This window comes from Paenibacillus sp. JT31N11 (genome assembly GCF_056269285.1).
The window spans coordinates 215,397-227,429 of record NZ_JBWDNQ010000007.1; the positions used below are offsets into that span (position 1 = coordinate 215,397).

At 53.3% G+C, this 12,033-nt stretch carries 6 protein-coding genes; all 6 read right to left on the reverse strand.

Going from position 1 to position 12,033, the window contains the following annotated elements:
- Positions 1–4: 4 nt before the first annotated feature.
- The 6 genes from AC0YNV_RS23580 to AC0YNV_RS23605 all read right to left on the reverse strand — a co-directional run bounded on the left by AC0YNV_RS23580 (position 5) and on the right by AC0YNV_RS23605 (position 11,929).
- Positions 5–1,003 (reverse strand): FecCD family ABC transporter permease, encoded by a 999-nt coding sequence (locus AC0YNV_RS23580; protein ID WP_475770196.1) that lies wholly within the window; start codon positions 1,001–1,003, stop codon positions 5–7.
- Entirely contained in the window at positions 996–2,006 is a 1,011-nt protein-coding gene (locus AC0YNV_RS23585; RefSeq protein WP_475770197.1) for a FecCD family ABC transporter permease, read from the reverse strand. The genes AC0YNV_RS23580 and AC0YNV_RS23585 overlap by 8 nt, the downstream gene beginning before the upstream one ends.
- A gap of 126 nt (positions 2,007–2,132) precedes the next feature.
- On the reverse strand, positions 2,133–4,124 hold the full coding sequence (locus AC0YNV_RS23590; RefSeq protein WP_475770198.1) for an ABC transporter substrate-binding protein: 1,992 nt from the start codon (positions 4,122–4,124) through the stop codon (positions 2,133–2,135).
- Positions 4,125–4,801: 677 nt separating this feature from the next.
- Positions 4,802–8,908 carry a LamG-like jellyroll fold domain-containing protein gene (locus AC0YNV_RS23595; RefSeq protein ID WP_475770199.1) on the reverse strand — a complete coding sequence of 1,369 codons (4,107 nt, stop codon included), beginning with the start codon at positions 8,906–8,908 and terminating at the stop codon, positions 4,802–4,804.
- A gap of 796 nt (positions 8,909–9,704) precedes the next feature.
- Positions 9,705–10,796 (reverse strand): PdaC/SigV domain-containing protein, encoded by a 1,092-nt coding sequence (locus tag AC0YNV_RS23600; protein WP_475770200.1) that lies wholly within the window; start codon positions 10,794–10,796, stop codon positions 9,705–9,707.
- Between the two features lie 158 nt (positions 10,797–10,954).
- Positions 10,955–11,929 carry an ABC transporter substrate-binding protein gene (locus tag AC0YNV_RS23605; protein ID WP_475770201.1) on the reverse strand — a complete coding sequence of 325 codons (975 nt, stop codon included), beginning with the start codon at positions 11,927–11,929 and terminating at the stop codon, positions 10,955–10,957.
- Positions 11,930–12,033: the final 104 nt, after the last annotated feature.

Sequence of the window (12,033 nt, forward strand, 5' to 3'; positions counted from 1 at the left end):
CAAGTTATACCGCTTTACGTTTGAACAGCAAATACATGAAAAAAGGAGCGCCGACCCCTGCCGTGAAGACACCTGCCGGAATATCGAGCGGCTGGAACAGCATTCTTCCCGCCAAATCCGCGAGCAGCAAAATAATCGCGCCAAGCAGCGCAGAAACCGGGATCACGATAGTATAGGAGCTGCCTGCAAGCCTTCTCGCGATATGCGGAGCGAGCAGGCCGATGAAGGAGATGGTTCCTGCTACTCCGACCGCGGCTCCGGCCAGCGCCACGCTGTAAAACAGCAGCAGCATCCGGCTAAGCTGAAGGCGGCTTCCGAGTCCGACAGCCGCCTCCTCGCCCAAGGCTTGAATATTCAGCTCTTTGGCAAACAGCAGGGACAGCGGAATGAACACAGCGATCCAAGGCCATAAGGCTTCAACATAGCTCCAGTTGGTACCGTAAATGCTTCCCGTCATCCAGTTCAATACCTGCGCCGCCAGATAAGCGGGTCCGCTTATGAGCAGGAACATCGTCATTGCGCTCATAGCTGTGGATATGCCGATACCGATAAGCACCAGTCTGAATGGGGACACCCCTCTCTTCCATGCGAGTCCATAATTGATAGCGACCGTAATATAAGCGCCTGCTATGGCAATTACCGGCACGAGATGTATGCTGTAGCCTGTGAATAAGGTCATAAAGGCGACCACCGCAACCGAGGCTCCTCCCGTTACTCCCAGCAAATCCGGGGACGCAAGCGGATTGCGGATCACCCCCTGGAACAAGGCGCCTGAAACCGCCAATGCCGCACCGATCAACAGGGCCGCGACTATTCTCGGCAGGCGGAGCTGCATGACGATGAGATCGCTGCTCTCTGCATTCGAGCCTATAAGAGAGAAGAATACTTCCTTGATGGGAACATGGACTCCGCCTATGGACAAACAAACAAGCGATAAAACGGCTGCAAGAAGACTCAACGCGGCAAGGATAGCCATGGATTTTCCTGTTCGGTGTCTACGCATGCTTCCTCCTTCTCGCCACATGAATCAGGAAGGGAACCCCGATAAGCGCCGTTGCGACGCCTACAGGAACCTCCTTCGGCATAAGGACGAAACGGGCGGCAATATCTGCAGTCACCAGCAAAATGGCACCTGTTACAGCACAATAGGGCAGCAGCCAGCGGTGATCGTTTCCTGCTATGTATCTGCATAAATGCGGGACGACTAGTCCTACAAAAGCAATAGGACCCGCTGCGGAAACAGAGCTTCCCGCCAGCAGGACTACAGCAAGGCCTGATAAGGCTCGCGTAAGCATTAACCGCTGGCCGAGACCTCTGGCGCTGTCATCTCCCAGAGCCAATACATTCAACGAGCCGGACAGCATCGCGGCTATAAGCAGTCCCGCAGCCATATAGGGCAGCACAATCAGCAGCTGATCCAGCTGTCTTCCGGATACAGAGCCGATCATCCAGAACAAGGCGGATTCCAGCGAATCTTTATTAATCAGAATCATGCCGGATGTGACCGATGAAGCGAATGCCGCAATCGAAGCCCCGGCAAGTGTAAGCCTAACCGGTTCAAAACCTCCGCTCCCTTGGGTACCCAGCGCATAGACCACTGCCGAAGTGACGACCGCGCCGGCAAAGGCAATCCAGATCATGCTGCTCATCGTGAGTGACGAGCCAAAAACAGCCAGTCCGATCACAATAAACAAGGCTGCGCCGGAGTTAATCCCGAATATGGATGGAGAAGCGAGCGGATTCCTCGTTAAGATTTGCATAATCGCCCCGGCTACGGCCAGACATGCGCCTACCGCAGCCGCAGTCAGCGCCCTGGGAACGCGTGTCGTCGTAATAATGAGATGCTCATTGGAGCCATCGAACTGACTGTAAGCCAGCCATAAATCGCTTAAGCCGAATTGTTGTAGGCCGAACAAAATACTGGCAAGAATTGTGACAAGCAGCAAAATTACACCTGCCCCCAGTACCAGCAGCTTCCGCCATCGGCTTTGCATCCATAATGCCAAAATATGTCCCTCCCGTGTGCAGGCTTGAAGGACGCCCTCGCGCCCGCCTGTCATGGTTCCGTTGAAATAAAAACAAGCTGACGCCAAATCGTGCCGACATCAGCTTGCGGATGAAATCATGCCAATCTATTTTACGTCAAAATATTCAATGAGCTCGTCCAGGAGCAGATTAGCCGCTTTATAACCCCCTGCCGTATTCCAGATGGCTTCATCGACTTGAATAACCTTGTTGTTCTTGGATACGTTCAGGTTTTTGAACAGGGGATCCTTCATCCACTCTTCAACCACTTTGCTCCCGTCTGTCGTGCCGGGGGAATCCGTGACAAAGTAAAACATCACATCCCCGTCCATTTCGGGAATCCGTTCCTTGGACATAACCTCGATAAAGGCATCCTTATCCTGTGACGCAGGGCGGGCAATTCCTAATTGGCTTAAAAGTACGCCCGCGAAGGTTTGCTTCTGATAAATCCGCACCTGCGAGGCGGAGAAGCGCACAAGCGACACTTTCGTATCCGCTTTGCTGCCAAGCTTGGCCTTTACATCCTCAACGCGCTTGTCGAAGTCAGCCATAGCCTTCTCGCCTTCTTCTTTCTTGTTCACGGCCTCCATATACAGATTGAAGTTGACTTTCCAATCACCGCCCAGATCCTCCGCGAAGACAGTAGGGGCAATCTGCTTCAATTGCTCATATATTTTCTCTTGCCTGACTTTATTTCCAATAATCAGATCCGGCTTGAGGCTTGCGATCATCTCGATATTCGGCTGCAATTCGTCTCCGACAACTGTGACATCCTGCATATCCTCTTTTATATGGTCATACCAGGGATCGCCGATCCAGGACTGGACAGCGCCGATTGGCTTGATACCGACAGTAAGAAGGGCTTCGGTTCCTTCATTCGTCAGAATGACGACGCGTTCGGGCGTGCCTGTGAGCGTTTCTTCGCCCATTGCGTGTTTGATTACCCGCGGCGCTTCGGCTTCCGGTGTGTTCGCAGCCGCCGGCGCGGCGGCTGCCGCATTGCTCCCCGCCGTGTTGGCCGTATTGGCCGTATTGCCGTTCACAGTATTCGAATTGTTCGTGCCGGTCGTGCATGCGCTGAGCAGTAATGTGAAGCAAAATAATAATGTTGCGGCCATGGATATTCCGGACCTTCTGTACATGAGTGTATTTCCCTCTCCTTTATATTGATAATGATTATCATACTCATTAACAATATAACGTCGAAGCTTTTTGGCAGCAATAGAGGATCCCGACAAAAAGGATGGATTATTTCGACTCCCTTCCGTTTGATGGGCGTTTTCTTTGAAGCTCACCGGAGATACCCCTACCATTTTCTTAAAGACACGGCTGAAATAATAGCTGTCTGAATACCCGACGCTCTCCGCTATTTCCTTCAGCGTATATGCCCTGCTCCGCAGTAACTCCTTGGCCTTGTTCATGCGAACGTGGATCAGATAATCGATCGGGCTGGTATTCTTCTGGCTCTTGAATATCCTCAGCAGCTGTCTGGAATTGCAATCCAGCAGCTCCGCCAGTGATTCGAGCGTAACCTGCTCCCGATAATGCTCCTGCATGTAACGGATGGCCTGCTCTGCCAGATCAGGCTTGACGCTGCAAACGCCTTGCTGGTGCAGCTGCTCCATAAGCTCATAGACAAACTGGTAGAACAGCGCTTTGACATGCAGCTTTTCCAGCGTATCGGGCCGCTGCCACTCTTTGTACATCAGCTCGGCCTTGGCGGATAAAGAAGCCGGAAATTGCGGAGAAAAGCCGTATTGCATGTGAAACGGGTTTTCGGTTTCCATGATCCTTAGCAGCTCCCGCCGGTACGGCAGCGGCAGAACAGCCTTGTATAGAATCAGATAAAACTCGAGGATTTCTTCAACCGCAATATCCAGGCACAGCCCTTTGCCGCCATGAAGAACATGGAACCGCTCCACTATGCCGGCAGCTCCGTCCATCCGTATCCGGGCACTGCCGCGTGTGATATATATAAAGGCGCTTGCCGGCAGCCGGTAAGAATGCAATTCCTCCCCGGACTCCATGATCGTATGGCGCACATCCATCACCCTGATGAAAACATGATTCCACAGAATGATATGGTCATTAAGCTTCATCCGTCTATCTTCCTTCCCTTCCAAACCTATCAAATGGATCAAATTCGAAAAATATATCAGGCATTGAAATCATTATAAATGATAATTATTCTCAGTTACAACCTGAAAGTTTTAATGCCCCCCTAAATCCCCCGGAGGGGGACCCCGAGGGCGCCTGCCCTCTGGACACCCGGAAAGGTATAACGCAGGCGCTGCCGAGAAGCGTATTAGTTACTTGCCAGATATCCTCGTTTACGTCCCTGTCGGGACCCACTTTAACTTTTTCCGCACTCGAGCTGCAGGACAACACCTCCTCAATGGTAAGACTCGCCGTCCTCCGGCATCGCCCGTCTCCGGCCCTCAAGCCGGTTTTTTTGGTTTTTCCTGCTTATATTTCATCTCCGCCGCCATTTGGACACTCCAGCAGGGAAAAACCTTGCTGCAGCTGCCCCGCAACCCCTTAGCCCCTCTGCTCGCGATCGATTCTCCGCTCCAAGCCGGTTTTTCCTGCTTGCATTGCATCTCCGGCACGATTCAGACACTCCAGCAAGAAAAATCCTTGCTGCAGCTGCCCCGCGCACCCGCAACACCTCAGGCTCCTCACTCTCCGGCCTATTCGCTCTCCCAGCCTTATATCTGAACGTGAACAAGGCCGGGCAGCAATTGCCTGCCCGGCCTTGTCCATTCCTGATTTCCCTCTAGCTGAAGCTGATCGTCTGCACGTTCAGATCCAGCACTGTCCAGTCGGGTACTGCAACAACCAGATCGTAGCTGCTTGGCAGATGAATAGCCTCCACCTTATCGTTCTGGGGCGAATTGGCGGCTTTATCGATCGTGAAGGCGCGCACCTCGACGGTCTTCGCGCTGCTTCGGTTGCCGATACGCACGACCGACATTTCGGGAGACAGCGTGATGTCCAGTCCTGCGGCGGGTCCTCCGCCGATTCCCTGAATCGCGAACGCCCGTACCTGATCGTCGATTTGGCGGGCAATCGTCATCGTGAATTCCTTCTCTGCCCCCGGCGTAAAACGAAGCTGCGTGTAATCGGCATTCGTCGACAGCAGGTCTTCCTGTCCCACTGTCGTGGATACCTCCGAGATGACAATCGACAAACCGTTCGGGAGAATGGAGTTGTAGGTATAGGTCCCCGCGCCGGTGCCGACAATTTTCCGCGAGAGCGGCACATTTTCCGGCAGCAGGTATGCTCCGGGAATCAGATAGCATGGATGGCTGTCCGGAATGCCCGCATGCAGCTGCGAGCCGAAGCGGCCGGTCGCAAGCCCGTTCTCGTCCGTGATCTGCAGATCGGCCGGCGAGAGCAGGAAGTCGAACACGAAGCGGGTAAGCCCGAACGGTCCGCTGAAGGGCAGATCGTGATCAGCCAGCATATACTGGCCGTTCGTCATAAGTCCCAGCGTAATGCCATCCTGACTGCGGAAGCTCACCACGCCCGGATCGGCAAAGTATTCAAATTCGAAGATGCCTCCATTACGCTTGAATTTGAGCCTGCATTGATCGGATTCCGGACGGTTGCAGTCCCATACGAACATCTCGACGCCGTCAAGGTCGTTAATCGTCGTTATTCCGTCGGCGGACAGCTGTGGCCCAGGATGTCCGTTCGGATAAACAAACTTGTAAGGCATAACGCAATGCGAGCTGCTCAGCTTGTCCGTATACCCTGCATCCCATACCTCGCCCGATGGGATAAAGAAAAGCAGCGGAGCATTGTCGCGGTCGCAGCCGCGCAGGAACGAGGCTTCAATCTCGCGACAGGTTTTCTCCACCCGCGATGTTCCTTCGCGGCCCTGATCATGAAAGTGGATCAGGCTTTCACGGCTGAGCAGCTTGCCGTGCACGCCGGTCAGCTGCTCCTGCAGCTCTGCTTTTGTCAAAGTCGGCGTATCCGTACGTCCCTGCCAGAAATTATCCGCGACGATGCTTGCCAGTGAAGTGCAGTAGCCGGTAGCCAGTCCGCCGTTGGCCGTCCCCTTGAGGAAATAATGATAGAAGCCGTAGAAGGCCGCTGTCAGGATCGGGTGGCCAAATACCGGGTCCAGCTGCTCATGCCAGATTTCCGCTGCCCCGAAGGTATCCTGGTACGTCCCCCAATCCGGGACGCCGTCCGAAAAGTTGCCGAATTTTAAATTATGGACGCCGTATTTGAACGGAATTTCCAGTACCCTGGCTACCGATGCGGATCGGCCGTTGCTGACCAGACCATCGGGGTTGCGCACCTGAAGCGATACATTGCCCCCTGCGCTGCCCGTCCCGCCGGTTCCCGGCATAACAAAGGTGAGCTGGGTCCGGCCAAGCACATCCGCGGGTGCCGCAGCACCATTAACAAGCACCGAGGCTCCCGGCAGGAAAGCGCGTCCCGCAAGCGCGATGGTCGAGCCCGGTATCAGCGCTGCCACGAAGGTATCCAGCTGCGGCTTGACCCGCATCGTGATCCGGTTGCTCTCTGTTGCGTCCTCGCGGCGCACGTATACGGTCTTCTCTCCCCCTGCCGCATCCAGCGGAATCGTGACGGACAAGCTTTCATCCGCATTAACTGCCGGCACAAGCACGGTCCCTCCTAATACGACGCGGTCGTGGCTGGTGAAATGGCTTCCGCGAAGCGTCAGACTATCCCCCGGGAACGCCTGGGTCGGTGTGATTTCCGACAGCCAAGGGCGTTCCAGCAGGTCCTCCCAGGCATCATCGGAAAACTCAAAAAACTGGATGCTTCCATCAAGGCCCTCGTAGGCGGCATCCATACCCGGATTGCCGCGCTGCCCCTGTGCCCCGCTTCTTCCATCCCGCGCATCCTTACAGGTTTCGCCCACGCCGCTTCTGCCGCCGAAGCCCGGAAAACCGCCTTCGGCGCCATTGCCGCCGCGTCCGCGCTGGCCGCCTTGATTCTTGATCTTGAACGCGCGGCTGGTCACCGTCGATACCAGCGTTCCGTCCAATACGCCGATCGTAATATTGCCGCCTGCTCCCCCGTTGCCGCCGCGGCCGCCGCGGCCGCCGGCACCGCCGTCGCCGCCTTCACCGCCATCGCCCGGATCCTCCCAGCAATGCCAGCCGAATGCCCACCACCGGTCGCCCGCCTCCCCGTCAGCGCCGTCGCCGCCTCTGCCGCCGCGCTGGCCAAGCCCGCCCTTGCGGCCGTCTTCTCCATTCAAATCGAGATTGGGCATAGCGCTCATATCGCGCACCCACGTTTCCAGATTGGGGGCCACCGCCCCCTTCGCCCCGTCAATACCCGGCTCACCGGAGCGCCCGTCATCGCCGTTCAGACCATCCCGGGAATCCGGCTTGGTATGAACACCGGACCATCCCCGGCCGTTCAGATCGGGATTATCCAGTCTTGGAGGGGTTTCACCGCCCGGTCTGCGCCAGGTGATCCTGGCTTGATCACCGCAGATGATTTTCTCGGCGATGATATAGAAGGTCGATACGTTGGGCTCCACCACAAGCTCTGTTTCCGTCAGATCCAGCGTATGGGCGATAATAACGGCGCTGGATACGGGAATAGTCTTCAGGCTGAACAGCTGCGCACCCTTCTCCGAAAGGGACGGCCAGTCCGCCGGCTTGGGAAGCTCCAGCTTGTCGATGATCGCCACATCATTCAGCTGAATGGCGTTGCGGTTAACAGTGATCAGCTCCGAGATCGACGTGTTGCGCAAGGACTGGCGGAGAACCGGACTCTCGCGCAGGACATTGGTCGGCATCAGAACTCCGCCGCGCCTCACGGCATCCAGACTTCGCGAACCGGCAGCCGGAGACGTTCTGGTAACGGTCGGAATACCTATTCCTCCCGGAAAGCCAGGACGGGGAATCGTCGATATGGGAGGCGTGTTCTGCGACGGCGGCAGCCATCTCCTGAGAGTGGATGTGCTGTTGCGGTTCACCAGATACTTCGCCAGACTATCCCGCTTCGCCACAACATCTGTTACGGAGGACAGCTGGAGCGCAATTTGGGGCCAGTCAATGACGGCAGCCGACGTCTTGCGCGGGGCAATCAGAATTTTGCCAGGCGTCATAACTGTCTTGGCCGTGAACTTCAGGGTCCCCAGATCCGTCAGCTTCTCGACCCCAGCCGCATTCATCAGATCCTTCACCGGCTGCAGGCGCGCCCGGCTGATATCAGGCTGCAGAATAACCTTGATGTTGGGATTGCCGACCACCTGCCTCACGGATTGCTCGATGCCCGCTGCCTGCTGCTGCTTCAGCGTCGCGAAATTGGCGCTCACCGCACCGCTGCGGATAACCGTTTGGCCGATTCTTCCCGTGAACGCGCTGCTGGTGCCGTCAATGCCCGCCCCCAGCTTGAAGCCAAGCTGTCCGACATTTTGAATAGGGCTCGAGACCGCTTTGGATCCCACAACCTGATTATTAATATGAAGCTCCATGATACCGGAATCATCCCTGGTCAACCGGACCCTGGCTGCTTCGCCCGCCTTGATCAGCGCGCTGCCGCTGTCCAGCGTCTCCCAGCCTGCGGAGGTGTGAACAGCGCCAACGAGCCTGCCGCCTGCCTCCAGATACAGGGCTACCGAGGGACTTTGCGCCTCCATAATGGTCTGCCTGCCGCCGTCCACCCCATCGGGAGCGATGGTTGCTTCGAGCGTAAAGGACTGCAGCGACTCCAACGCCTTATTGCCCGCCAGTTCGATGTAGCCTTTGTCCAGATGGAAGCCCATGTCGCCGTCAAGGACCTTCGCATTGACGGTCTGTGCAATGGAGATTCCTTTTATTGAACCGTCAAAGGCCCCCTCGTTGTCGCTTTTCAATAAGAATAAAGCGGTTCCCTTTTCCATTCTCATACCTCCTCTTGGATTTACCTTGCGTTATTCCATTCGTAAATTCGAACAGCCACAATTCTTATATCCGCGAAGCTGCCAAGATGAAGGCATATATGACGTCAGCCCTGCGCTCTGACCGGGAACCTTAAATCCCGGAAAATCAGACAAATCCGGTGTGATTCAACCGTTTTCATTTTATTCGACTAGTTAAATATTCCAGACTGCAAAATTCGCAGCAAGCGCCTAAAGACCGAGTAGGATATCCATTCAATCGACCTACTCTGTACGCTGCCAAGTCTGCTTTTCCCGATTGTTTGAACCCGCAGTCCCCGGTTGTTTGCCGAAAACGGCAGGGTGCGACAGAGTTCGATGTATTTTGAAATCAGCAGGTCAATTAAACAAGCTGCGGAGAACAAATCGTAATATACTCCTTGCCAACATGCGGGCGATCCTCCTGTTTCCATTGCTTATACTGCGGTTCACGTATAACCTATCGAGCAGAAATAAAGGGCACCCAATTGGATGCCCTTAGTTAGTCGGAAGCTATTTACATGACTTTTTTGACAATGGTTATTGGATCAGCCTTATTGAACCATCATGAATTATATTAAATCGGACTTTTGCAGCAGCCGTTGCATGGTATAGCTGCCACAGCTTCTATTAAGGGTAAATTATTTCTGAACACTTCATACTACAATCCGTCTTATAAAAAAAAGCCGACCCCCATTAGTTGGGATCGGCTGTAACGCTTAATTAAATGTGATTAACAGATTATGACCTGCCTGTCTGCATTCTTCCTTCATTAGCACAGTTATTTAAACGCCGAATACGGAATAACAAACTCCGGCATTCCATCAGCAAATGCTGTGTATTCATATTGAGTGAAGTAAATAACAACCCCATTGCGGTTTAGGAAATAATCGCGATTCGCCTCTATAGTCTCAAAAGGAGCAATCAACGATAATTTCCGGCTTTTAATTTGCTCTTTAATCTCATTGTTAAAAATGGATACATAATTTGCATTCTTTTCAATGACATCCTTCAATGACAGCAGATCGCCCGTTGCCAGATCGAATGTATAAGGCACGCGTGCAGTAATCCCGTGTGCTCCCCCCGAATAGACATAATAATCCACGTAAAGGCTCAATCTGCCCTTCTCATTATACGTAACGGTATACCGGCCGTCGAGGCTTGGCTGCCGAACCTCAGCCTTGGGATCCCCGGCCAGGATTTCATTGTTTGCTTTTACAACCGGGTCCATTTCCTTCGATCCAGCCGCAGCATGCTTGTCGGCCTCCTGCTTCAAAAATGCATTAATTTTCTGTTGGACCTCCACATTGCTATAACCCGAGATCACAGGATAGTAAACCGATAATGACTTGCCGTCTCCATCCGCACCGATAACTTCAGATTGAATTTGCAGATCATTCTCTTGAACCGCATGAATTCCAATTAGCTTTGTGCTTTGCTCATAGGCAATTTCATAACCCATACGCTCCAGCAAAAAGCGAAGCGGCAGGTAAGTCGTATTATCCTGAACAATCACTTGAGGTCCGGCAATCAGTTGGTTGTTCAATGTGATGGCATTGCTTTTCAGATTAATCTCCAGCAGCCGGTCGTTACCTGAAATTTTAGCTATCTGGGTATTCTTATCAAAATTTGTGACCAGCCCCAAGGCCGTATTAAAATTCCTCAGCGCAATGTAGGTCGAACCCTCTTTATTGATCGTACCGATGCTCGTTTTAGCTCCTTCTATGTTAAACGGCTGTGCTGTAATCTTGAATTTCGAACTGGAAGCTGCGGCAGACGCATGATCAGCAATTGACAGTGCTACTGGAGATGCGAGAAATGCTGCTGCAAGAGTCAGGGCAAGCAGCTTTTTTTTCTTATTATTTCTTTTCAATTGTCAACAATCCCTTCATGTGTCGGGCAATCGCCCACCTGTAAGTCAAATGAATGCATCATCCAATAAACGGTATTAAATCAAGAAAGGTTGCATGCTTAGAGCAAAAAATAAACGGGAGGCTGTCTAGCCTCCCGTTTATCTTACTTTCGCAGGGACTAATTGTTCCCGCTCATAATTTGATCCATGAACTCCAATCCCTTGAACTGCCCCATGGCGAGCGGGCCCACGATTTCCGTGTCCACGATGAACATCTTCTTATTCTTCACCGCGGCCAGACTGTTCCACACCGCATTCTTCGCAAGCTCGTCGGCAGTCAGCTCTGCGGCATTGGTAAAGTCCTGGCCGAGAAAGATATAATCGGGATTCCATTTGCTGAGGCCCTCCAGGCTAATCTCCCCGTAATCCTCCATATCGTCAAACTCCTTGAAGCCAAGCTGTTTATAATAGGGCTCCATTCTGGGGCCGCTGTAATAATAGAAGCCTTTGCCCCAGGTCATCATAAACACAGCCGTCTTCCCCTTCTCCCCCGACTGCTCCATCCTGGCCGCAACCTCATCCAGCTTCTTATGGTACGAATCGATATACTGCTGCGCCGCTTCTTCTTCGCCGATCACTTCTGCAACCTTCGTGATTGTATCCTCCCATTTCTCCGAAACGGGAATCACGATCGTCGGAGCGATTTTGACAAGCTTATCATAAATCGCCTCTTCATAATCCGAGGTGATAATGACATCCGGAGCCAGGGCCATTATCTTCTCGAGATTCGCTTCATCACCCAGATCGGCGATTCGTCCGTCGTTTAGGAATGGCTTGTACACCGGGAAATTCTGAAGCGATTTGAGCCCCACCACACCCGTGACAGCATCGGCTTGTCCAATGGCGAATAGATGCTCAGCGTAAGGGAAATAGGTCACGGCAATGGTTTCAGGCTTTGACTCCAGCGCTACTTCTCCCTTGGCATCCTTGATGACCTTGGGGAATTCCGCAGCCTGCTGCGCAGGCTCTGACGCCGGACCGTCATTGGCTTTGTCGGCATTCGGAGCTCCGCACCCCGCGATTGCGATTAGCACTGCTCCAAGCAGCCAAGCTGCCCGGAACCGGAACCTGCTTTTCTTCTGTAATCCTGACATGATATCTGTTCCTCCACCCTTATCGTCTGTCCAGCCTCAAGCCTGAAGCTTGCAATATTATGATAATGATATTCATTATCAATGTAAATTATAAGCATAAACAG

Bases quoted from the DNA above. Each gene is read 5' to 3' on its own strand.
- AC0YNV_RS23580 (WP_475770196.1), bottom strand. From the start codon at position 1,003: ATGCGTAGACACCGAACAGGAAAATCCATGGCTATCCTTGCCGCGTTG.
- AC0YNV_RS23605 (WP_475770201.1), bottom strand. From the start codon at position 11,929: ATGTCAGGATTACAGAAGAAAAGCAGGTTCCGGTTCCGGGCAGCTTGG.
- AC0YNV_RS23595 (WP_475770199.1), bottom strand. From the start codon at position 8,908: ATGGAAAAGGGAACCGCTTTATTCTTATTGAAAAGCGACAACGAGGGG.
- AC0YNV_RS23590 (WP_475770198.1), bottom strand. From the start codon at position 4,124: ATGAAGCTTAATGACCATATCATTCTGTGGAATCATGTTTTCATCAGG.